At 30.6% G+C, this 23,263-nt stretch carries 26 protein-coding genes; 14 read left to right on the top strand and 12 right to left on the bottom strand.

The window, feature by feature from the left end; translation table 11 throughout:
- The 3 genes from KK2020170_RS07820 (at position 1) to KK2020170_RS07810 (ending at position 2,942) form a co-directional block, all read left to right on the top strand.
- A complete protein-coding gene (locus KK2020170_RS07820; protein WP_221257779.1) occupies positions 1–915 on the top strand; it encodes an ABC transporter permease in 915 nt (304 codons plus the stop codon).
- The gene (locus tag KK2020170_RS07815; protein ID WP_221257778.1) at positions 915–1,595 is read left to right on the top strand and encodes an ABC transporter ATP-binding protein; all 681 of its coding nucleotides are present in this window, start codon (positions 915–917) and stop codon (positions 1,593–1,595) included. Before KK2020170_RS07820 ends, KK2020170_RS07815 begins: the two co-directional genes overlap by 1 nt.
- Before the next feature lie 135 nt (positions 1,596–1,730).
- Positions 1,731–2,942, top strand: coding sequence for an Ntn hydrolase family protein (locus KK2020170_RS07810; protein WP_221257777.1), 1,212 nt, complete (start codon positions 1,731–1,733; stop codon positions 2,940–2,942).
- Here the strand turns inward: KK2020170_RS07810 and KK2020170_RS07805 are convergent, their stop codons facing one another.
- The 5 genes from KK2020170_RS07805 to KK2020170_RS07785 all read right to left on the bottom strand — a co-directional run bounded on the left by KK2020170_RS07805 (position 2,943) and on the right by KK2020170_RS07785 (position 6,432).
- On the bottom strand, positions 2,943–3,698 hold the full coding sequence (locus KK2020170_RS07805; RefSeq protein WP_221257776.1) for a LytR/AlgR family response regulator transcription factor: 756 nt from the start codon (positions 3,696–3,698) through the stop codon (positions 2,943–2,945).
- 79 nt (positions 3,699–3,777) lie between these two features.
- Positions 3,778–4,083, bottom strand: coding sequence for a 2TM domain-containing protein (locus KK2020170_RS07800; RefSeq protein ID WP_221257775.1), 306 nt, complete (start codon positions 4,081–4,083; stop codon positions 3,778–3,780).
- Between the two features lie 55 nt (positions 4,084–4,138).
- Positions 4,139–4,441 carry a 2TM domain-containing protein gene (locus KK2020170_RS07795; protein WP_221257774.1) on the bottom strand — a complete coding sequence of 101 codons (303 nt, stop codon included), beginning with the start codon at positions 4,439–4,441 and terminating at the stop codon, positions 4,139–4,141.
- A 27-nt stretch (positions 4,442–4,468) separates the two neighbouring features.
- Entirely contained in the window at positions 4,469–5,803 is a 1,335-nt protein-coding gene (locus KK2020170_RS07790; protein WP_221257773.1) for a 2TM domain-containing protein, read from the bottom strand.
- Complete coding sequence (locus KK2020170_RS07785; protein WP_221257772.1) at positions 5,803–6,432, bottom strand: tetratricopeptide repeat protein; 630 nt, start codon at positions 6,430–6,432, stop codon at positions 5,803–5,805. Before KK2020170_RS07785 ends, KK2020170_RS07790 begins: the two co-directional genes overlap by 1 nt.
- Before the next feature lie 197 nt (positions 6,433–6,629).
- On the opposite strand from KK2020170_RS07785, the gene KK2020170_RS07780 reads away from it, so the two are divergent.
- The 8 genes from KK2020170_RS07780 to KK2020170_RS07745 all read left to right on the top strand — a co-directional run bounded on the left by KK2020170_RS07780 (position 6,630) and on the right by KK2020170_RS07745 (position 13,929).
- Positions 6,630–7,544: a glutaminase gene (locus tag KK2020170_RS07780; RefSeq protein ID WP_221257771.1), complete on the top strand. Its 915-nt coding sequence runs from the start codon at positions 6,630–6,632 to the stop codon at positions 7,542–7,544.
- 64 nt (positions 7,545–7,608) lie between these two features.
- Positions 7,609–8,139 (top strand): plasmid pRiA4b ORF-3 family protein, encoded by a 531-nt coding sequence (locus KK2020170_RS07775; RefSeq protein WP_221257770.1) that lies wholly within the window; start codon positions 7,609–7,611, stop codon positions 8,137–8,139.
- 49 nt (positions 8,140–8,188) lie between these two features.
- Positions 8,189–8,584, top strand: coding sequence for a four helix bundle protein (locus tag KK2020170_RS07770; protein ID WP_221257769.1), 396 nt, complete (start codon positions 8,189–8,191; stop codon positions 8,582–8,584).
- A 121-nt stretch (positions 8,585–8,705) separates the two neighbouring features.
- Positions 8,706–9,764, top strand: coding sequence for a nucleoid-associated protein (locus KK2020170_RS07765; RefSeq protein WP_221257768.1), 1,059 nt, complete (start codon positions 8,706–8,708; stop codon positions 9,762–9,764).
- Between the two features lie 3 nt (positions 9,765–9,767).
- On the top strand, positions 9,768–10,406 hold the full coding sequence (locus tag KK2020170_RS07760; RefSeq protein ID WP_221257767.1) for a hypothetical protein: 639 nt from the start codon (positions 9,768–9,770) through the stop codon (positions 10,404–10,406).
- Between the two features lie 539 nt (positions 10,407–10,945).
- Positions 10,946–12,031, top strand: coding sequence for a hypothetical protein (locus KK2020170_RS07755; protein WP_221257766.1), 1,086 nt, complete (start codon positions 10,946–10,948; stop codon positions 12,029–12,031).
- A gap of 3 nt (positions 12,032–12,034) precedes the next feature.
- Entirely contained in the window at positions 12,035–12,925 is an 891-nt protein-coding gene (locus KK2020170_RS07750) for an outer membrane protein assembly factor BamD (protein WP_221257765.1), read from the top strand.
- A 590-nt stretch (positions 12,926–13,515) separates the two neighbouring features.
- The gene (locus KK2020170_RS07745; RefSeq protein ID WP_221257764.1) at positions 13,516–13,929 is read left to right on the top strand and encodes a hypothetical protein; all 414 of its coding nucleotides are present in this window, start codon (positions 13,516–13,518) and stop codon (positions 13,927–13,929) included.
- 94 nt (positions 13,930–14,023) lie between these two features.
- Here KK2020170_RS07745 and carB read toward each other — a convergent pair whose 3' ends face one another.
- Positions 14,024–16,879: a carbamoyl-phosphate synthase large subunit gene (gene carB, locus KK2020170_RS07740; protein ID WP_221257763.1), complete on the bottom strand. Its 2,856-nt coding sequence runs from the start codon at positions 16,877–16,879 to the stop codon at positions 14,024–14,026.
- A gap of 110 nt (positions 16,880–16,989) precedes the next feature.
- Entirely contained in the window at positions 16,990–17,151 is a 162-nt protein-coding gene (rpmH, locus tag KK2020170_RS07735) for a 50S ribosomal protein L34 (RefSeq protein ID WP_007136275.1), read from the bottom strand.
- Between the two features lie 169 nt (positions 17,152–17,320).
- On the opposite strand from rpmH, the gene KK2020170_RS07730 reads away from it, so the two are divergent.
- Complete coding sequence (locus KK2020170_RS07730; RefSeq protein ID WP_221257762.1) at positions 17,321–17,836, top strand: DUF2892 domain-containing protein; 516 nt, start codon at positions 17,321–17,323, stop codon at positions 17,834–17,836.
- A gap of 31 nt (positions 17,837–17,867) precedes the next feature.
- On the opposite strand, the gene KK2020170_RS07725 is transcribed toward KK2020170_RS07730, so the two are convergent.
- The 3 genes from KK2020170_RS07725 to KK2020170_RS07715 are packed head-to-tail and all read right to left on the bottom strand — an operon-like array spanning position 17,868 to position 19,770.
- Positions 17,868–18,236, bottom strand: coding sequence for a sulfite exporter TauE/SafE family protein (locus KK2020170_RS07725; RefSeq protein WP_221260010.1), 369 nt, complete (start codon positions 18,234–18,236; stop codon positions 17,868–17,870).
- An 18-nt stretch (positions 18,237–18,254) separates the two neighbouring features.
- Entirely contained in the window at positions 18,255–19,124 is an 870-nt protein-coding gene (locus KK2020170_RS07720; protein ID WP_221257761.1) for a lytic transglycosylase domain-containing protein, read from the bottom strand.
- 10 nt (positions 19,125–19,134) lie between these two features.
- Positions 19,135–19,770 (bottom strand): alpha/beta hydrolase family protein, encoded by a 636-nt coding sequence (locus tag KK2020170_RS07715; RefSeq protein WP_390641494.1) that lies wholly within the window; start codon positions 19,768–19,770, stop codon positions 19,135–19,137.
- A 241-nt stretch (positions 19,771–20,011) separates the two neighbouring features.
- Here KK2020170_RS07715 and KK2020170_RS07710 point away from each other — a divergent pair, with 241 nt between their 5' ends.
- Positions 20,012–20,293, top strand: a complete 282-nt coding sequence (locus KK2020170_RS07710; protein WP_221257759.1) for a GNAT family N-acetyltransferase — start codon at positions 20,012–20,014, stop codon at positions 20,291–20,293.
- Positions 20,294–20,344: 51 nt separating this feature from the next.
- Here the strand turns inward: KK2020170_RS07710 and rho are convergent, their stop codons facing one another.
- Positions 20,345–21,988, bottom strand: a complete 1,644-nt coding sequence (rho, locus tag KK2020170_RS07705; RefSeq protein WP_221257758.1) for a transcription termination factor Rho — start codon at positions 21,986–21,988, stop codon at positions 20,345–20,347.
- A gap of 200 nt (positions 21,989–22,188) precedes the next feature.
- On the opposite strand from rho, the gene KK2020170_RS07700 reads away from it, so the two are divergent.
- Positions 22,189–22,599 carry a DUF4293 domain-containing protein gene (locus tag KK2020170_RS07700; RefSeq protein WP_221257757.1) on the top strand — a complete coding sequence of 137 codons (411 nt, stop codon included), beginning with the start codon at positions 22,189–22,191 and terminating at the stop codon, positions 22,597–22,599.
- Positions 22,600–22,657: 58 nt separating this feature from the next.
- On the opposite strand, the gene KK2020170_RS07695 is transcribed toward KK2020170_RS07700, so the two are convergent.
- The gene (locus tag KK2020170_RS07695; protein ID WP_221257756.1) at positions 22,658–23,152 is read right to left on the bottom strand and encodes a metallophosphoesterase family protein; all 495 of its coding nucleotides are present in this window, start codon (positions 23,150–23,152) and stop codon (positions 22,658–22,660) included.
- Positions 23,153–23,263: the final 111 nt, after the last annotated feature.

The following is a 23,263-nucleotide window of genomic DNA, read 5'->3' as shown; positions in this document are numbered from 1 at the left end:
ATGAAAAACTATTTCTATCTGCAATATAAAATTATAAATCGTTCTTTTGTAGAATTTGGCATACCAGTTATTATAGGTTATCTTATAATTTTAGGCGGATTCTTTATAGGTTCAGAAAAACTTTTCCAAAAGGTTGATTATGCTTATCTAATCTACATTGTTTTATATGCAGGATTTACATTACAATTGAGCAATTTTGATAGAAATCGGTTTTTACAATCATGTTTCAGTCAAGAAAAGTATTTTAAATTACGTTTAATAGAAAATTATGCATTAGCCTTTCCATTTGTTCTTTATTTAATTTACAAACAAAACTACTTAGTAATATCATTTATACTAGTTTTGGCAGCTATACTAAGTTTTATCAAATTCGATGCTGTTTTTCAAAAAACGATACCTACTCCATTTTCAAAAAAACCATTTGAATTTGCAATTGGCTTTCGTAAAACATTTTATGTTTTTGCGATAGTATTTTTTGTTTTAATTAAGGCAATTGATGTTTCAAACTTAAACCTGGGAATATTTTCTATCGTAGCTTGCTTTGCGATAATATTTAGCTATTATAGTTTTCCTGAAAATTCATATTATGTGTGGAACTTCAGCTTAACTCCTAAAGAATTTTTATGGAATAAGATTAGAGTTTCATTACAATATTCTTCATATCTAGTAGTGCCCTTTGTTTCAATTCTATGCTTTTTCTTTTTTAAAGAATTTGAATCTATTTTAATTTTCACATTTCTTGGCTACTTATTTACAATCGCAGGAGTTTTAGCAAAATATTCGGCATATCCTGAAAAAATGAATGTAGTTCAAGGTGTATTTTTAGCTTTTAGCCTATATTTCCCTCCATTATTAGTTGTTGTAATTCCAATATTTTACTTTCAAGCAATCAAAAACCTCAAAATAATTTTGTAATGATTGAACTAAAAAACGTGTCAAAAAAATTTGGTTCCAAAGAAATCTTAAAAGACATTTCAATACTTTTTGAAAAAGGTAAGGTTTATGGAATTATGGGCGAAAATGGCGCTGGAAAAACTACTCTTTTCAATTGTATTGCTGGTTTAGAAAAATTTGAAGGCGAAATACATTCAGAATTAAAAGTTTTAAAAAATGAATTAGGTTTACTAACAACCGAACCTTTTTTCTTTTCAAAAATGACAGGAAAAGAATATTTGCAATTACTTTGTAATGCAAGAGAAATTGAGATTGAAGATTTTGAAGAAAAAAATATTTTTGATTTACCTTTACATCAATACGCTTCAACATATTCAACTGGAATGAAGAAAAAATTGGCATTAACCGCTGTTTTACTTCAAGAAAATAATTGTTTTATTTTAGACGAACCTTTTAATGGTGTCGATATTCATAGCAATCTTATTATTACAGAAATAATTCATAAACTAAAAAGCTTACAAAAAACTATACTTATTTCTTCTCATATTTTTTCTACACTGAGCGATACTTGTGACGAAATTTTAGTTTTAGAAAATGGAAAATTTTCCAAACAAATTTTAAAAGAAAATTTTACTTCATTTGAATCCGAAATGAAGAACTTTAGCATTGGGAATAAAATAGATCGTTTGAATTTAAAATAAAAAACTAAAATTCAATCGTGTAACAATTAATCACTTCAGTCGTTTTAGTTTTATAAAACTAGTACGATGAAGTGTTTTAAAATTTTATTTAGCTTATTTTTTGTCTTTTCAATTAGTTTTAGTAATGCTTGTAGCATGTACAAAATAACTAAAAATGGAATAACATTTGTAGGCTGTAATCATGATGCTTGGCTGACAACCCCGCAAATTTGGTTTGAAATTGGAACAAAAAATGCTCCTTATGGTACGGTTTTTACAGGTTCTAGATTTGATGGCAAAAATGGTTATGCACCACAATCAGGAATGAATGAACACGGATTAGTTTTTTCACGTTTATCTTCTTTTCATCCTAAAATTGAAAATTCAATAATGGATGCGAGAACAAAAATTACTAATCCAACCTTTTACCTCAAAGATATTCTCCACAATTGTAAAACAATAGCTGAAGTAAAAGCTTATATTGAAAAATATGACCAAAGCTTTTTTATAGAAGATGTCTTTATTTACATCGACAAGACGGGCGATTATATTGTGGTGGAACCTTACAAAATTATTGAAGGAAATGATCCAACTTATGTTTTATCTAATTTTTGTCCATCTATTACATCTGAAGACGATGCACGAAAATTAGTTCGTTATAAAAAAGGTGTTGATTTTTTAAAAGACAATTACGAAGCAGATTTAGAGTTTTGCAGAAGTGTTTCAGATACAATGAGTGTTTGTCGTGATAAAATTGGTGATGGAACTTTAATAACATCCATTTTTGATTCAACTAATGGCACTGTAAACATTTATTTTTATCACGATTATAACCATACTGTTCAATATAATTTAAAAGAAGAATTAGCAAAAGGGAATCATATATTAAAAGTCGATTACTTATTTCCAAAGAATAAAGAATTTGAACAACTTGTACAATTTAAAACACCCAAAAACTCAAATACAATCCGAATGTTTCTTTTATTATGTGGATTGTTTTTTCTGGCAAATTCTTTTTATTTCTTCATTAATTATATTAGAACTAGAAAACAACAAAAATACAATTGGGTTAAATTATTTTTAATTGCAATGGGTCCTTTATTGTTTTATTACATCTTTATATTGAATACTAATACCAGTATTTTTTATTTTCCAGCACCTTATTACGATTCACATAGTCTAGCTATTACTTTAGCTTCGTATTTACCACATGTATTGGTAATTACGATTATTCCGTTACTGTTGTTTAATTATAAAATAATTAAAGAAAAATCTTGGAAAACATTTTCATTGTTTACATTCAGCATAAACAATGCTTTGTACTTAGTTTTAATTGGATTTTTTATGTATTGGCAAATGTTTTTCTAGTTACCCAATCCAATCTTTAAATTCATTCACACGTTCACGAGCTACAATTACTTCATCTCCTTTGTATGTGGGAAGAATGAGTTTTAAACGTGAATTGGTATGCATTTGAATTTCTTTAATCGCTTTAAGTGGAACAATAAACTTTCGATTAATACGAAAGAAATCTTTTGGATTTAGCTCGCTTTCAACTACTTCTAATGAACTATCGACTAAGTAATCCCGATTTTCTAAAGTATGTAAATAGGTTCCTTTATTTTCACTGTAAAAACATTCGACCTCATCGATAGAAATGACTTTAATTTGGTTACCCACTTTTACCGTAAAACGTTCTTTATATTCTTTTTGAACCGGATTAACCAACATTCTTTTGATCGCTTCAAAATCTAATGTTGAAATGGTATTCTTTTGAAACTGATTTTTAAATTTTGAAATTGCCACTTCTAATTCGTCTTCATCAATTGGCTTTAACAAATAATCGATACTATTTAATTTAAACGCACGCAAAGCATATTCGTCGTAGGCAGTTGTAAAAATAATGGCACTTTTAATATCAATTTGCTCAAAAATTTCAAAAGACAAACCATCCGATAATTGAATGTCTAAAAAAATCAAATCGGGATGCTTATTATTGGTAAACCAATGTATCGCTTCTTCAACAGAATGCAACATTTGGTTCACCACAAATCCAAGTTTTTCAACTTTTCGTTGTAATAATCTTGCTGCTGGTTTTTCGTCTTCTATAATTAATATGTTCATTGTTTTTTGTTTCAGGTTTTAGATTTAAGGTTTCAAGTTTTTGTGTTGGCTGTCAACTGCTACTGAAAACTGTGACTAATTATTCCCACTTATTTGCTTTTTCTTTTTCCATCAATTCATTAATCTTACGCTCTTCCCAATTTTGCCCTAAAATCCAATCGGGTAAAAAAACGGAAAGTCCGTGGGCTAATAAACCGATTCCCCAAAAGAAAGCTGTGAAAAAATTTTGTACTTGAAAATAACTTTCTCCATCTTTCAAGTTTTGAATATTGATAATCACAATCATAATATTAATTACCAAATAAACCATACTATGTGTATAAAAACCTTTTATTTTCTTTACTCTTTTTTGCGCTTCTCTATATCTTATTTCTTCTGTATTCATGATGTTTTTTAATTATGAGATAAATTATGAGTTTAAAAAACTTTTAACTTTTAACTTAAAAGCTACTCCCATTTTTTTTTTCTTTCTCCATTAACTCTTTAATTTTATCTTCTTCCCAATTTTTTCCAAAAAAAGGCATTACTTTAAAAACTCCCAATCCGTGAAAAAGTAGACCTATACCCCATCCTCCTAGTGTCCAAATAAACCATAAATATTCTGGTGTATATTTTAGATTTATAAAAATTAAAAAAATAAGTACAACTGTAAAAATAAATGAGTGTACATAAAATCCTTTAATTTCTTTTACTTGTTTTTTTGCCTCTTCGTATCGCTCGTAATCTGATTTATATTTTTCCATTTTTCTAATTTTGACTTTTAACTTAAATTATTGATAATTTTTTGAATTCTTATCTCTGTCCATAATCTCTTGAATTTTTCTTTCTTCCCAATCTTTTGCAAAGCCAAAAACTTGAAATCCTTGAAAAATTAATCCCATTCCCCAACCTAAAGCTGGAAACCAAAACCACTGAAAATCGGAAGTTTTGTAATTAATAAATACTAAAAAAGGAATTACCAAACAGTAGGAAATTAAACTACTATAAAATTCTTTAATCTTTTTTACTCTATCTACGGCTCTTGCATAAGCCATATCTTCATTGAAATTGTTTATTGTTGTTTCCATGATGTTTACTTGTTTAGTCAAAATTGGAAGTTTTACTTTAAAAACAGATTCAGAATCTAAAACAGCTACATTTCTATTCGTTAGGATAGCGTATCTATTCACAATGTTTTGTAAACCTACGCCTTTTCTATCTTGTAAAACTTCTTTCTTTTGTTTGTTATTTTCAATTATTAATTCGTTATTTTCAATATAAATTTTAATATGTAGCGGTTTTTGTTCGCTCACAATGTTGTGTTTGATACAGTTTTCTAACAATAACTGTAATGAAAGCGGAACTACCCTAGCTTCTTGGTTTTCAAAATCAGTTGGTAACTCAAAAGAAATACTGTTTTCGAATCTCATTTTTAAGAGATTCATATACGTTTTAGCAAACGCTAACTCTTCTTGAACAGTAACCAATTCTTTATCGCGTTGTTCCAATACATAACGATATACTTTTGATAACGATGTTGTGAACTTCTGCGCATTATCTGGATTTTCTTCAATTAAAGAACTTAATACATTTAAGCTATTAAATAAGAAATGCGGATCGAGCTGATTTTTTAAACTTTCAAACTGTGCCGAAGCTGTTCCAGCAATAATCTTTTCTTGTTTAACTCGGTTTTCTTGGTAATTTTTGTAGAAATAAATTAAGTGAACAAATAGTGTAACCACTAAAGTTATAATCATGGCTACTACATAATTTGAAACAGTTTCTTGATTAAAAAAATCTCTCAAACTTAATTTTTCTACCAATACTTCTTCAACAATTCTCAAAAAGAAAATAGCTATTCCAGAAATTAAAAAAGAAGCTAGAAAACCAATTACCAATCGCTTTAAATGAAATCTGTTTTTTTCAAAGTACTTATCGAGTTGTATAAAAACCAAGGCATTGGCAAAATATAATACAACACTATACAATATGGTGAATAAGAAATTGAATTTTAAGGAATTAAAATCTGGAAGTTGTAAGTTATAAATATAATTAATGGTTTGAATTACAATAAAAATTACAACTCCTATTCCTAACGCTTTGATAAGTTCTTTTTGAATATTCATTATTGATTACAATTAGAATATGTTTTTTCTGCTAAAATTAATCCCCAACTAGGATCTAAACTACTTTCAGGCTTAAAGGTACTAAAAAGTTCTATGGCTTTTCCTACTTCAGCGCAATACTGCTTAGTATCTTGACCAAAATAACTTGCCTTTCCAATATCATATGAAGCTTTTTGAAAAACAACTCTTGGGTTATTTGGAGCAATCGTTAACGCCTTGTTATATAGGTGATCAACAACCGTAGACAAATCTCTTCCATATACCATTGGATTATAAATTATCCATCCTGTATGAATCATCGCTTGCACTATCATCACTTCAGCATTCTCAGGTTGAAGATTGTTTGCCTTATCTTGATAAACTTGAGCCGTTTCTAATAAGGATTTCATTTTATCTTGAGCATTTCTACTTTCAAGAGCTTCAACTCCATAAATTAAAGCTAAATAATAATTTGGCAACCAATTTTCAGGATTAGCTTCTACTTCTTTTTCAAATAAAGACTTTGCATCTTTATGTTGGTCATTGTTAAAATAAGAAACTGCTTCTATTAAATTTGCAGATTCTTTACTTTGCGCAGAAAGTACTCCCACAATCATAAGCGCAATTAAAGTGATAATTCGTGTACTCATAATATTTATTGGTTTAATTGGTTTACGTGAATCTTTGATTTCATTCTTGTTTGTTTTTATTGATTTACATGACAAAGTTGCAATAGAATTACTCTCAATAAAAAAAGAACTTACCGAATTGTAGATTTTGACGGATGAATTGTAAATTACACTTTAATTCGTCCAATTTACTACATTTGAAATCTAAATTTAAGTAAATGAATTACCAGTTATTACTAGAAAATATATATAACGAAGTACAATCGATTGAAAACACAGGAAAAGTTGCTGATTATATTCCCGAATTAGCTAAGGTCAATCCTGAAAAATTTGGAATTTCTTTAGTCGATTCTACTGGAAACATCTTTGAAGTTGGCGATACTAAAGAAACTTTTTCCATTCAAAGTATTTCTAAAGTTTTAACTACAGCAATCATTTTTGCCAAAGAAGGTAACGAATTGTGGAAACGTGTAGGTTTTGAACCTTCTGGAAATGCTTTTAATTCATTAATTCAGCTAGAATACGAAAAAGGAATTCCTAGAAATCCTTTTTTAAATGCAGGTTCATTAGTTATTGCCGATTTAATGCTCGATCATTTCGACGATCCAAAAAAATATTTTTTAAACTTTGTGCGTACGTTAGCTGAAAATCCAACCATTCAATCGAACGAAAGTGTGGCGCAATCTGAAATGGAAAGCGGATTTCGCAATGCTGCTTTGGTAAACTTTATAAAATCGTTTAAAAACATTAAAAATGCACCAGAAGATGTGCTCGATTTCTATTACTTCCAATGCGCGATTGAAATGACCACAACCGATTTAGCAAAATGTTTCAGAGTATTTGCTAACCAAGGCTTAATTCCGAATACTGATGATTTATTTCTAACCAAAAGTCAGTGCAAACGAATGAACGCCTTAATGCAAATGTGTGGCTTTTACGATCAAGCGGGCGAATTTACTTTCAAAGTAGGCTTACCGGGAAAAAGTGGTGTTGGCGGTGGCGTTGTGGCTTTACTTCCTAACCAATATACCGTAACCGTTTGGAGTCCAAAACTCAACAAAAAAGGAAATTCATTTTACGGATTAGAAGTATTAGAACGATTGACAACCGAAACCGGAACTTCTATTTTTTAAATCTAAAATTGTACTTTAAACTCACAAATAATACTTAATTTTGCTTTCCTAAAATTTAATGAACATGATTTACAAATTCCGAGTTATACTCGATGCCGAAGAAGATATTTTTAGAGATATTGCCATTGAAAAAGAAGCTACTTTAGAAGATTTACACAATGCCGTTGTAAATGCTTTTGGGTTCGACGGAAGCGAAATGGCAGCTTTTTATACGTGTGATGAAGATTGGACACAAGACGAAGAAATTCCGTTGTTTGATACTGGTGATGTTCCTGGTGAAATGCGTATTATGAACGATTTTACTTTGGAAGACATTTTACACCAAGACCAAACGAAAATCATTTATGTGTACGATTTCTTCAATATGTGGACATTCTTAATTGAACTTGGAGCCATCGAAGAAAAAGAAGAAGGCGAAAGTTATCCAGCTCTTTTGTTCTCTCACGGACAATTGCCTAATCAAGCACCAGATATGAACTTTGAAGGTGACGATTTCGGTTCTGAGTTTAAAGACGATTATGACGAAGAAGATTTCGATATGTTCGACGGAGACGACAGCTTCGAAGACTTCGGATTTGATGAGAATTGGAATTAAAATAGTATTAGTTTAAAATTGTTCTTTGGTTTAAAGGTTTAAAAGTTTTATGGCTACAGTAAAGCGATTTGAAGATTTAGAAATTTGGATTGAAGCCAGAAGACTTTCGTTAGAAATAATAACCATTAGTAAAAATTCGGAGTTAAAAACTGACTTCAGATTACGAGATCAAGTTAAAAGCTCAGCTGGTTCAGTTATGGATAATATTGCCGAAGGGTTTGAACGAAATGGAAACCGAGAATTCATTCAATTTCTTTCTATTGCAAAAGCATCAGCAGGAGAAACACGTTCTCAAATCTATAGAATTTACGACAACAATTATATTGAAGAAGATAAAATGCAAGAGCTAGTTACTGAATATGAAAAGCTCAGCATCAAAATTCATAACTTCATTAACTATCTTAATAAAAATGAGTTTAGAGGAACAAAGTTTATGGACAAATAAGTAAAATCAAACCATTTTAAATGTTTAAACAACCTTAAACAATTTTTAAACAACCTTAAACAACTTTAAACTATTTAAACAACTTCAAACAACTTTAAACTATAAAAAATATTAAATAAACATGATCAACCTATACAGTACACATATTGAAAACCTATCGATTCACCGAGTAGGAAATAAAAGCAAAAACGAAGGTATCTTTTTATCGGAAGCGCCGTATGCATTAAACGATGAAATTACGCCATTGTTAAAAGAGTTTTTCTTTAAACCCTTTCGCGATAAGGAAGAAAACTATTATCAGTTTGCTCATGATGTCGATTTAGAATACAACGAAATGTACAATTTAGTTACAGAAATTTTCAACAATCCGTCGCAAGTACACGAGGTTTCTAAAAAGATAAACCAACATCTATTTGAACAATCGAACCATCCACACATTAAAAGTGGTGAAGTGTATGTTACGTATATGACGCATGTGGGAATCGACAATCAAAATGTTGATGCAATTGGCGTTTTCAAAAGTGAAATTAAAACCGATTTCTTACAATTTGAAGAAAACAACAGCAGTTTAGAAATGGTGTTACAACAAGGAATTAACTTAAACAAGTTAGACAAAGGTTGTATCATTTTCAATTATAAAAAAGAAGAAGGTTACAAGATTTTAACCGTAGATAGCAATCGTTACGATGCACGTTATTGGTTAGAGCATTTCTTATCGGTTGATGTTTTTGAAGACGAAAACTTCATGACGAAAAAATACTTACAATTTTGTAAAGATTTCGCTAAAGATGTGGTGTTACCTGCCGAAGACAAACAACAAGAAGTTTTGTTTATGAACCGAGCGATTAATCACTTTGCGAAAAACGATGAGTTTGAAGAAACGGCTTTCTTAAACGAAGTAATGGAAAACCCTGAGTTTATCCCAGAATTTAAAAACTATAAAGTAGATAAAGGTGCGAAATACAGCATTGAAGATGTTTCCAACTTCCCTATTTCGAACCCAGCGGTGACTGATGCGCGTAAGAAAATTAAAAACACGATTCAACTGGATACCAACATACAAATTAAACTTGACTTTATTAACCCAGAAAGCGCTGAGAAATTTGTAGAAAAAGGTTGGGACGAAGAAAAACAAATGTATTATTACTTAGTATATTTCAACAAAGAACAAAAGAGTTAATAAATGAAGAAAATAATTATTGCAGTTACTTTTGTAATAACAACTTTGATTTCTTGTGGAAAGGCAGATCCAAACCAACAAGTTGATGAAGGAAATGTTAAAAACAACATCTATACTAGTGAAGAAATTGGATGGTCTATAGAAATTCCTGAAGATTGGACAGTAATAGACAAAGAACAAACAAAAGCTAGTAATGAGAGAGGCTTGAAAGCTATTGAAGAAACTATTGATGGAAAAATTGATTATAGTGAACTAAGAAACCTTATAGGCTTTCAAAAAAATCAATTTAATCTTTTTCAATCTACTTCAGAACCTTATGTAGAAGAATACGATGGTGAATGGGAAGAAAACAATGAAGCTTTAAAGCAAATTATTTATATGACTTATGTAAATAATGGCATTAAAACGGATTCTTCTGCTACTACAATTGAAAAAATTAATGGCTTAGATTTTAAAAAATTTAGCTTTACAATTTACAGCCCAAATGATGAAGTTATTTTGGAGCAAATTATGTATAGTAGATTTATTGAAGGTTATGATTTTAGTGTAAATATAAACTACAATAATGAAGAAGATAAAGAAGTGATGATGAATGTTTGGAAAAACTCAAGGTTTAAAAAAAGTAAAGCAAAAAAAATATAGTTTATTATAAACTTAAATATTAAAATCCTTCTTTTTAAAGAAGGATTTTTTTGTATATGTCAACAACTTCTTATTTGATATGTTGTAAATATTTATTAGGTTTGATATAAGAATCCTTTTATACGCTTATCCTTCCAAAATAGTTGGCTATGCGGAATAAAGGTAAGGATATAAATAAGTTAGAACACATTCAGCTAAAGCTGACTTTTGTTGCTATATTTTGCTGCGCTAAATCCCACCCCAAAAGAAATGTGTTCTAACGACCTGCTAAACCAAATTGCTTGGAATATTTGCTATAATACAGCTTTAGCTGCCCATCGAGGGAAAACGTGTACTAACATAAGCTAAAAGCAATTTGGTCCTATAATTTTTGCTCCCAATAACCGAAATTTGAACCAATAACGTAAACTGCGTTTACTATTGGACAATCAATTATCCGATTGTTAAGCGTAAGTCCTTTAATCGGATAATTGCTCAGCAAATTTCTTATATTTACGCTAAAATCATAGAACTGCGTTTAGCAGGTCGTTAGCACAAATATGATGAAACGCAGTTTATTAATATTAATTATAGTTATTAACTTTTATCAGTTGACGTATTCACAAAGTTGTAGTTATACAATTGAAATAATGTATGAACCTGGTCGAAAATTGGTAAATGGAAAAAGTGAATACGATTTACCAAAACAGTGGAAATCACTTGGCGGTGTAAAAGGCGGTACAAATTTTTTCTTTCTCAAATATGAAGCTTTTTTAAAAGATGCCAATACATTAAGTGACAACAAAAGAGACAGGTGGAATAAAATCGTAATAACAAATAAATCTAAATTTGAAGTAGGTTTAAATTTAAAATGGGAAAATGAACCTTTAGGTGGTAGAGCATATATTAAACCCGGAGGTAGTTATACTTTTGAGAGTAATATTTTCGATAAACCATATGCAACAGCAGAGATAAGTAAGGTAACTTTTAGGTTCAATGAAAACGAAAGAAAAAAATACGGAAAATCAGAAACGCAATATTTAAAATGTCTTGAAACAGCAGAAAGTGTTGCAAATAGATTATCAATTAAAAATCAAGTTCAAAAATCAAAACAAAAAAATAATGATGATGATTTTTGGTCTGGAAAAAAAGAATCTAAAAATACATCATCAAACTCTAAGAAAGATGATGATTTCTGGAGTGGTGGAGAATCGAAAAAGAAAGCTAAACAAAATAATGACGAAAACTTTTGGTCTGGTAAAGGAAATCAAAAAGAAGAAGAATATTTTAAACATAACACAAAACCTAAAGAAAGTAACCAATTTATCGGCGAAATAAATAGTAGTACCCAATACATAAGAATTGTATGTAAAGACCACGGAAGTGAAGATGGAGATAGAGTTGCTTTATTTAACAATAAATCAATTGTTGAATCAAATATATATTTAACAAATTCCCCAAAAACATTTAAAATCCAATTAAAATGGGGTATGAATCGTATAGACTTTAAAGCATTAAACCAAGGAACTGCTGGTCCAAATACAGCAAAATTTGATGTTTATGACGATACAGGTAAATTAATATCGTCTAAAGAATGGAATTTACTTACTGGGTTTACAGGAACATTATTAATCACTAAATATTAAAAAATGAAATCACTGTTTTCATTAATCTTTTTATTAGTTAACATTAACGCTTTTTCTCAATTAGATGATAACAAAAAAGCACTTCTCTACTTTACAGAGGCTGAAAGATTGTTTAATCAAAATGATTTCAAACAAGCTATAGAATATGTCGAAAAAACAGAACAAGTATTAGGAAGTTCAAATGCTCGAACTCTTAATTTGAAAGTTAAAGCGTATTATAATAATGGAGAATTCAAAAAAGCTGAATCATCCTTAAATTTATTTATAAATGAGCATCAAAATAATGCTTCAGAGGAAATAAAAAGTGAAACGTTAAGTTACTTTGTTAGAATTGAAAAAGCTGTTGAAGAAAAACAGAATGAAATAGATAGACTGAAAAGAATTAAGGACGAGAAAGAAGAAAAAAAGAGAAAAGAAAAAGAGTATGAAAATAAAATGCATAATATCATTAATAATTATGGTAAAGAGGATGATAGATATTCAAGTTTTGCAAAAAAAGTAACTACTACAGAATTTATATTTACAGAAAGTGATAAAGAGATTTACGCTTTAAAGATTTATATGACAAGCAAAACTAGTGGTAATAAATATATTTATCATATTGGTTGGTCTTGTGTGGGAAATTATTATAAAACATTTGATGACAATAAATACAAAATAAGCATTGAACAGTCAAGTATATCGATGATAGAAGGAGGTAATGCTTCAAAAGGGGTTCTTGTCAGAATTTATCGAAAGCTACCTAGTGAAACTAAATATTTATTTCTTGAGAATAGCAAAGTAAAGACTTGGGACATTGTATTCTTTACTGAGAAAAGAAGAGATGAATTTTATGATGCAATGAGCTATTTTATAAAAAAATATGGAACTGTACCTAAATATAATAATCGTTAGAAATATAAATAATAGCACTAAAGCGTAGCTAAAGATTGTTTTTAGCCTAATTAATAAAAAGATATAACATTATGAACGAAATCAATATACTTGTGCTAACAACGTATATAAAAAATAGCGGTTTAATCGCTTAACCGAAACAAAATAAATAAATTAGAGGTCAGTTATAATCCGAAAAGTTAGTGCATAAAACCCGCTACTTTTCATATACAAGACCGTTAGAACACATTCAGCTAAAGCTGACTTTTGTTGCTATATTTTGCTGCGCTAAATCCCACCCCAAAAGAAATGTGTTCTAACGACCTGCTAAACCAAATTGCCAGGAATATTTGCTATAATACAGCTTTAACTGCCCATCGAGGGAAAACGTGTACTAACATAAGCTATAAGCAATTTGGTCCTATAATTTTTGCTCCCAATAACCGAAATTTGAACCAATTACGTAAACTACGTTTACTATTGGACAATCAATTATCCGATTGTTAAGCGGAAGATCTATAATCGGATAATTGCTCAACAAATTTCTTATATTTACGCAAAAATCATAGAACTGCGTTTAGCAGGTCGTTCTAAACAATTTAAAAACACCTATGAGAAAATTTTTAACCTTCGTTTTTTTAATTTCTTTAAGTTCATTCGTATTCGGACAAACTCTGACTGAAAAAGATCTATGCGGAAAATGGAAAGTAGTAAGATTGATTGAAAAACCGACAAACCAAGAATTCGTTCCTATGATAAACGGATTTGAAAACGCGACTTTTGTCTTCAATCAAAACGGAAATTTTGAACTTACCACAACTTCTAAATCTGAATTGTTCGGAATGATAACCGAAATGACTAACGGAACTAAATGGAAACTTGAACAAAAAAGTCAATACGTGAAAATCGGAAATGAAAAAGACAGGTTCTCTATTATGGGAATATTAATTAAGGAAATTAATGGTAAAATAATATTTTATTTAGATGAAAGTGGAATCAAAATGGAAATGAGAAAAACTGAATAAAAACTGTTTTCAACAATGTATAACCTCGATAGCGCGGATTTAAAATCCGTGCAAACTAAAATAAAAACCTCCGCAAATGCGGAGGTTTTTGTTTTTATCTTGTTAAGTACATTTTTCTTCTTGAGTACAATTCGTAGAATTGGTCGTCTTTTAAATCGTCGATAAACAAAATGCTTTCACCTGTCGATTTCATTTCTGGTCCTAAAGCTTTGTTTACGTTTGCAAATTTATTGAAAGAGAAAACTGGTTGCTTAATTGCATAGCCTTTTAACTGCGGGTTAAACGTAAAATCTGTTACTTTTTTCTCGCCTAACATTACTTTCGTTGCATAGTTTACATAAGGTTCGCCATATGCTTTTGCAATAAACGGAACCGTACGAGAAGCTCTTGGATTCGCTTCAATAATGTATACTGTATCGTCTTTTACGGCAAACTGAATGTTGATTAAACCAACAGTCTTTAAAGCTTTTGCAATTTTATGCGTATGATCTTTGATTTGTTGCATCACAAACTCACCTAAGTTAAATGGCGGTAAAGTTGCGTTACTATCGCCCGAGTGCACTCCACAAGGTTCGATATGCTCCATAATTCCGATGATGTATACATTTCCATCTGCATCACAAATCGCATCTGCTTCCGCCTCTATTGCTCCATCTAAATAATGATCTAACAATAATTTGTTATTCGGAATATGTTTTAAAATCTCTATTACGTGCTCTTCTAGTTCTTGTTTGTTGATGACAATTTTCATGCCTTGTCCGCCTAATACATACGAAGGACGCACTAACAATGGAAAATCTAATGTGTCGGCAAGTTTTGAAGCTTCTTCAGCATTTTCAGCTACACCAAACTTAGGGAATGGAATCTTTAATTCCGTTAATAATTCAGAAAATCTTCCTCTATCTTCCGCTAAATCTAACGCTTCGAAAGAAGTTCCTATAATCTTAATACCATACTTGTCTAATTTTTCAGCTAGTTTTAAAGCCGTTTGACCACCTAACTGAACAATTACACCTTCTGGTTTCTCATGTTGAATAATGTCGTAAATGTGTTCCCAAAATACAGGTTCGAAATATAATTTATCAGCCGTATCAAAATCTGTTGAAACCGTTTCTGGATTACAGTTAATCATAATGGTTTCATATCCCACTTCTTTAGCTGCTAAAACGCCGTGAACACATGAATAATCAAACTCGATTCCTTGCCCAATTCGGTTTGGTCCAGAACCTAAAACAACCACTTTTTTCTTATCTGTTACGATACTTTCATTCGCTACATAACGAGTTCCATCTGCTTTTTCAATTTCTGCTTCAAAAGTCGAATAATAATAAGGTGTTTGTGCTTTAAACTCAGCCGCACACGTATCTACTAATTTGTACACACGTTTTACGCCCATTTCTTCACGCAATTTGTACACTTGACTTTCCAAGCATCCTACCATGTGCGCAATTTGACGATCACCATATCCTTTTTGCTTCGCTTCAAGTAATAATTCTTTTGGTAACGTATCTACTTTATAATTTGAAATTTCTTTTTCTAAGTGAAATAATTCTTCGTATTGTTTTAAGAACCACATATCAATCTTCGTGATTTCATGGATTCTACTCAATGGAATTCCCATCGCAATAGCATCATAAATTACGAAAACTCTATCCCAACTCGCATACGTTAACTTCTCAATAATTTGTTCGTAATTTTTGTAACCTTTACCGTCGGCACCTAAACCATTACGTTTAATTTCTAAAGACTGCGTTGCTTTGTGTAAGGCTTCTTGGAACGAACGTCCAATTCCCATTACTTCCCCTACTGATTTCATTTGAAGTCCTAATGTTCTATCAGCTCCTTCAAATTTATCGAAGTTCCAACGCGGTATTTTTACAATTACATAATCTAATGTTGGCTCGAATAAAGCCGAAGTCGATTTTGTAATTTGATTGTTTAATTCATCTAAGGTATAGCCTAAAGCCAGTTTCGTTGCAATTTTTGCAATTGGGTAACCTGTTGCTTTACTTGCTAATGCCGATGAACGCGATACACGTGGGTTAATCTCAATCGCAATAATATCTTCTTTTTCATCTGGACTTACCGCAAACTGTACATTACATCCACCCGCAAAATCTCCAATGCTACGCATCATATGAATCGCCATATCACGCATTTTCTGGAACGTAGTATCTGAAAGTGTCATTGCAGGTGCCACCGTGATACTATCTCCTGTATGAATTCCCATTGGGTCCATATTTTCGATAGTACAGATAATCACTACATTATCATTAGAATCACGTAATAACTCTAATTCATATTCTTTCCAACCTAATAATGCCTTGTCAATCATAACCTCATGAATTGGAGAAACCTCTAATCCGTGAGTTAATAATTTATCGTAGTCTTTTTCATCATAAACAATTGCTGCTCCTGCTCCACCCAAAGTAAAAGAAGAACGAATACATAACGGAAAACCAAATTTTTGAGCAATTTCCTTTCCTTTTAAGAATGAATTTGCAGTAGCTTGTGGTGCCATAGGAACACCAATTTTTTCCATTAAGTTTCTAAACTGTTCTCTATCTTCGGTAATGTTAATAGCATCAATATCTACACCTATTAACTTTACTCCAAAATCTTTCCAAATTCCTTTTTCATCAGCTTCAATAGCAAGATTTAACGCTGTTTGCCCACCCATTGTTGGTAAAACAGCATCAATTTGCGGATGCGCTTTTAAAATTTCGATAATTGATTTTGTTGTAAGCGGTTTTAAATAAACATGATCAGCCATTGAAGGATCTGTCATGATTGTCGCAGGATTGGAGTTAATTAATATAGTTTCAATTCCATCTTCACGCAGTGAACGAAGAGATTGTGATCCAGAATAATCAAATTCACAGGCTTGTCCAATAACAATAGGACCTGACCCAATTATTAAAACCGATTTAATAGAATTGTCTTTTGGCATTGTAGTGTGTTGTTATTTAAGTTGTTGTGTTTAGTGTCAAAATTCAAATATAAAAAAAAGGTGCTACTAATAAAAAGTAACACCTCTATTTTATGCTAGGCAAAAGAACATTATTTTTTGTGTCTTGGTTCACAAGAAACAGTTAATTTGTGTCTTCCTTTAGCTCTTCTACGAGCAAGCACTTTTCTTCCGTTAGCAGAAGCCATTCTATCCATGAAACCGTGCTTGTTTCTTCTTTTTCTTTTTGATGGTTGAAATGTTCTCTTACTCATTGCTTGTATTTTTTAAAACTATAAATAAAAATCTCTTTAAAAACTCTATGGTTACCGTTCTTCGAAAACCGAGTGCAAATATACAAAGACTTTTTTCATTAGCAAGTACTTTTTTAAAAATATTTTTAATTGATTTTGTTACCTTTGCAACTCATTAAAATTATAGAATATGTTTAACAAAAATATTAAATTAGTATTAGCCGCTTTAATCGTTGCATTTGCAATATATCAATTTACAGAAAACAACATTGGAAATGGAATATTCTTAATCTTGTTAGCTACGCTTCCAATCTTTTTATATTTTAAAAACGAATTAATTTTAATGGCTTTTCTCAAGTTGAGAAAGCAAGATATGGACGGTGCAAAAAAATGGTTAGACAAAATTAAAAACCCTGAAGGCGCTTTAGTTCAAAAACAACAAGGTTATTACAATTACTTGAATGGAATTATGGTTTCGCAAACAAATTTAACGCAAGCTGAAAAATTCTTTAAAAAAGCAATTGAATTGGGTTTATCTATGGATCAAGATTTAGCATTAGCAAAACTTCAATTAGCAGGAATTGCAATGACAAAAAGAAGAAAGATTGAAGCTACTAATTTATTGAATGAAGCTAAAAAATTAGACAAACACAATATGTTGAAAGATCAAATTAAAATGATGCAACAACAAATGAAAAAAATATAATTATAAAAAAGCACCTTTAAAAGGTGCTTTTTTATTTTGTAAACAACATTTTTCCTGCAACTAAAAGCAGAATTACTGCAAATATCTTCTTCAGAACTTTTTGATCGATTGTTACTGCAAATTTACTTCCCAAATAACCACCAACAATAAAACACAAAGCAATTATTCCGGCATAGCGCCAATCGAGATATCCTTCTTTATAATAATTAAAAGCTGCAATTGCTGTAACTGGAATTGCCAAAACCGCTAAACTTGTTCCTTGCGCTTCGTGTTGGTTAAACCTAAAAAAGTAAATTAACAAAGGAACCATAATTATTCCGCCGCCTACTCCAACCAATCCACTTAAAATTCCAGCAGCTAAACCAATGCAAATTAACAATAGTATTGTTTGTAATGTCATTTTATTTGTATTCATCTATTAATATCCGCTTGTTGGAATTTCGATTTGATATACTTTTCGCGATTTATTAATCAATTTATTATCGCGCAACCACGGATTATAATATTTTAAAAGTTTGTAATTTATCCCTTGTGTTTTTGCAAAACTTGGTAAATCATTTATCGTTGAATCGATTTCGATTGTTTTCGTTGGGAAATCTTTATACAACATTTCTTGTGGGATATCAAATCCGTATTTAGAAGGATTTTTCATAATTTCCTTTAATGCTAAAATTCTAAAAACGTAACGTGATGTTTCTTCTGGCAATAATAAATCGTAAAAACTTTCAACTTGTTGTTCTTCTAATCTTCTACTAACGCCGCCCATTCCGCCATTATAAGATGCCGCAGCAGAAGTCCAATTTCCAAATTTTGCTTTTGCTTCTAATAAATATTCACAAGCAGCTTGTGTCGATTTTTCTAAATCATAACGCTCATCAACATAATCATTAACCTCTAAACCTTTTTCTTTTGCAGTTGCAGGCATAAATTGCCAAACGCCACGTGCTCCGGCTGGAGAAACAGCATTTACCAAGCTACTTTCGATTACCGCTAAATATTTAAAATCATCGGGAATTCCGTTTTTCTTTAAAATAGGTTCGATTATTGGAAATACTTTATTAGCACGTTTTAAAACTAACGTAGTATTAGTATGGTAATTCATATTAGTAACCATTTCTCTATCTAAGCGCTCTTGCACATCCACAATTTGATATGGAACAACTTCACCTGCAAAATCCATTTGTTTAGGATAATCAACATGAACTGTTTCTTTTTTTTGAGTTGTAGTAGCAAAAATGAAAATTCCACTAACAACTAAAACTCCAACAATCATTACAATCTTTCTCATTGTTTAAGGTTTAATTTTCAAGAATTATTTTTGGCAAATTCTCGTTTAGCCATTTGTATTTATTAATAATCATTATATGTGTTCCATTCTTAACTGGAATATAATCTTTTATGTGTTTTACAGGGAAAACTTCGTCTTTGTCGCCGTGAATATGAACAATTCCGATCTTTGGCTCGGTTTGTTTCCACAAAATAACATTTTCTATTGCCCAATCCAAATATTTCTTATCTCGCATTTTCAAATACTTCTCATACAATTGTATTCGTTTTGAAACACTATCACCAAAAGCATATTTTGCTAACACCTCAACATTAGACAACAATCGTGTTGGAATCAATTTATATGCCATTGTTTGTTTGGCAACTTTCATTCTCCTTGGCAGCTCTTTATTACTCTTTACACTAGAAATTATAATCAGCTTCCTAACTTGAATATGATTACTCATTTCTTGAACTAAAATACCACCAAAGGAAACACCTATTAACACCGGATTTTCATGTTTTATTTTCTGTGTCATTCGCTTTGCATATTCACTAAGCGTTTCTTTGTCATTTGGAACAAACCATTCTAATAAAAAAACTTCAAATTGATCTTCTGGTAAATTTATGTTCTCAAAAATTGTAGAACTGGCAGCCATACCAGGCATAAAATAAACAGGAATTTTCAAAACCATTCAAATTTTCATAAAAATAGCAGTTTTTAGTTTATTTTACCGAAAATGAAATGCTATTTTTTTATTAAAATTTTGCTTTAAAAATCAACAAAACAGTATAACACTTTGATATTGAAGCTAAAATTAGTAACTTTGCAGAGATTTTTAGAAATTCTTCCTTTATACATAAGAATTTGGGATTCTTTTTTTAATAATCATTTATTTTAACCTACTTATGGAAATAAAAGATAACGAACTATTACGTCAATTTGAAATTAACACCGAAACAGGGCTTGTTACTATTGAATATTCTCTTCAAGAAAGAAAAATATTTTTAACTAAGTTTTGTTGTAATGGTAATGAAGATGAAGAATTGCAATCTGATTTTCTAAGAAATGTTTTAGAAATTGCTGAAGAACGTAAACTTAAAGTAGTCCCTACGCATGCAAAAATCATATCATTCTTCAGAAAAAATAGAAGATACAAAGAAATGTTACCTCCAGGAATTAAAATTTAATTATAAAACAAACAAAAAAAAATCCGATTCAATTGAACCGGATTTTTTTTGTTATTCATTCATAGAAATTAAGAATTCTTCGTTATTTCTAGTCTTTTTAAATCGATCGTGAATAAAATCCATAGCTTCAACAGGATTCATATCTGCTAAATATTTACGCATAATCCACATTCTTTGAATAGTGTTCTCATCTAAAAGTAAATCGTCACGACGAGTACTCGATGAAACTAAATCAATTGCAGGGAAAATACGTTTGTTTGCAATTCTTCTGTCTAACTGAAGTTCCATGTTACCCGTTCCTTTAAATTCCTCAAAGATAACTTCGTCCATTTTAGAACCCGTTTCAGTTAAAGCAGTTGCAATAATACTCAATGAACCTCCATTTTCAACGTTACGTGCTGCACCAAAGAAACGTTTTGGTTTCTGTAATGCATTTGCATCAACACCACCACTCAATACTTTACCTGATGCTGGTTGAACTGTATTATAAGCACGTGCCAAACGTGTAATTGAATCTAATAAAATAACCACATCGTGCCCACATTCTGTTAAACGTTTTGCTTTTTCTAAAACGATATTTGCAATTTTAACATGTTCTTGTGGTTCTCTATCGAAAGTAGATGCTACAACTTCAGCTTTTACACTACGTTGCATATCGGTAACCTCTTCTGGACGCTCATCAATAAGTAATACAATCATGTAAACTTCAGGGTGATTTGCAGCAATTGCATTCGCTACATCCTTAAGTAACATAGTTTTACCAGTTTTAGGTTGTGCTACAATCATACCACGTTGTCCTTTACCAATAGGTGAGAACAAATCAATAATTCTTGTTGAAATAGTACTACCTCTTTCAGCTAAATTGAATTTTTCTTTCGGAAAGATTGGTGTTAAATGTTCAAATGAGATTCTATCGCGAACTACTTGTGGATCATGACCATTAATTTTTAAAACTTTAACTAATGGAAAATATTTTTCACCTTCTTTTGGTGGACGAACTACACCTTTAACAGTATCTCCTGTCTTTAACCCAAACAAACGAATTTGAGATTGTGACAAATAAATATCATCCGGAGATGCTAAATAGTTATAATCTGAAGAACGAAGAAAACCATAACCATCTGGCATCATTTCTAAAACACCTTCACTTTCGATAATTCCATCAAATTCATAATCTGGTTCTCGATAATTCGATTTTGAATTACCATTTGAAGCATTCGTTTGATTATTCTTTTTGTAACTAGGATGATTTGGATTGTTTTGATTTGCCTTCTGAATTTGCTGTTGACGAAATTCGGCTTTTCTTTCTTCTTGAGGCTCTTTAGCTGGAGATTCAGTTTTTTTAACTTCTAAATCTTTAATCTCTAATTCCTTAACTTCAGGCGCTTTTTCCTTTATTTCTGAAACTTTAGGTTTTTCAGTATGTTGTTTTTTAGGAGCTACTTTTTTAGGCTGCTCTGAATCTTCTTTGCTAACTTTAATTCTTGCTCTTTTTGGTTTTAAATCTTGAGCTGAAGAGTCAGTCTGTAAAGATTCATCACTTTTAACTTTTTCTGGATTTGCAGCTTGCATATCTAAAATTTGGTAAATTAATTCGTCTTTCTTTAAAGAACGATATTTTTTTACTTGTGCTGCTTTTGCAATTTCTTGCAAGTCTGGGAGTTTCATCTCCTTTAATACTTCTATATCAAACATGTATAGTAGGTAATATAATAAATTAATATGTTTTAATTGAATGCTAGTTGTGCTAAAAAAATGATCGAGATTTTTTGACGCCTTAGAAATCGTAGAATGAAGTACTTACGATTTTGTACTGCAATAATACAAATAAAAATGTATAAAACAATAGTTTTTTAAAAAAAGAAACTATATTTTTGCTCCTCATTTATCTAAAAATGCTTCAAAGAATACAAACTATATACATCTTAATATGTGTTATTGCTTCGGCAGTATTACCGTTTGTTTTTCCATTGTGGACAGATGAAAATGCAAAAGCAGTTTTTTTTACAGACTCAACAATAAGCTTAATTTTATTTGGATTAATTGCTTTGTTAGGTTTAATAAGCATTTTTAGTTTTAAGAATAGACAAAACCAATTTGTTTTAAACAGATTGAATATAATATTGAACTTTATTTTACTAGGATTTTTTGTGTATCGAACACTAAGCTTTCCCGGAGAGACAGAAGTCTCTGAGAACGGAATTGGGGTCTATCTTCCAGCCATTTCTATCGTGATGCTTGTTTTAGCTAACAAGGCCATAAAAAAGGACGAAGATCTTGTAAAATCTGTGGATCGATTGCGATAAACCTAACATCTTAGTTTATTAGTGCGTTAAAATCCGAAACTATTGGTTTCGGATTTTTTTATTTTCTCCCCAACTCGATAACTTCTAAATTTTGTATTTTTTCACCAACAATTTCAAAACGAAGCATTGTTCGCACTTGATGAAATCCGTGTTTTCCAGCTGCTCCAGGATTCATATGTAGTAAATTCAAATTTTTATCAAATTGAACTTTTAAAATATGTGAATGTCCACAAATAAATAGCTTTGGCGGATTTTTAAAAATTTCTTCTCGAATCGCTGAACTATACTTTCCAGGATAGCCGCCAATATGCGTTATCCAAACATCTACTCCTTCACACACAAAACGATTGTGTAATGGAAATTCTAATCGTGCTTCATGATTATCGATATTTCCAAAAACAGCTCTTAAAGGCTTCTGCTTTTTTAAAGTATCAGTAACAATCAAATCTCCAATATCTCCCGCATGCCAAACCTCATCAGCTTGATGAACATATTTTAAAATTTGGTCATCAATATGGCTATGTGTATCTGAAAGTAGAAGGATTTTTTTCATAAATCTATATTCTATTCAAAAGTAAACATTCAAAATCATATTTAATAAAACTTTAAAACTAAGTAGTTATTTTCTTTGTAAATTTGCCACTTATATTTTTTTGAATTCACA

Origin of the sequence: Flavobacterium okayamense (assembly GCF_019702945.1) — a bacterium.
In the GTDB taxonomy this organism is placed as follows: domain Bacteria; phylum Bacteroidota; class Bacteroidia; order Flavobacteriales; family Flavobacteriaceae; genus Flavobacterium; species Flavobacterium okayamense.
This window is presented reverse-complemented; position numbering and strand designations above follow the sequence as displayed.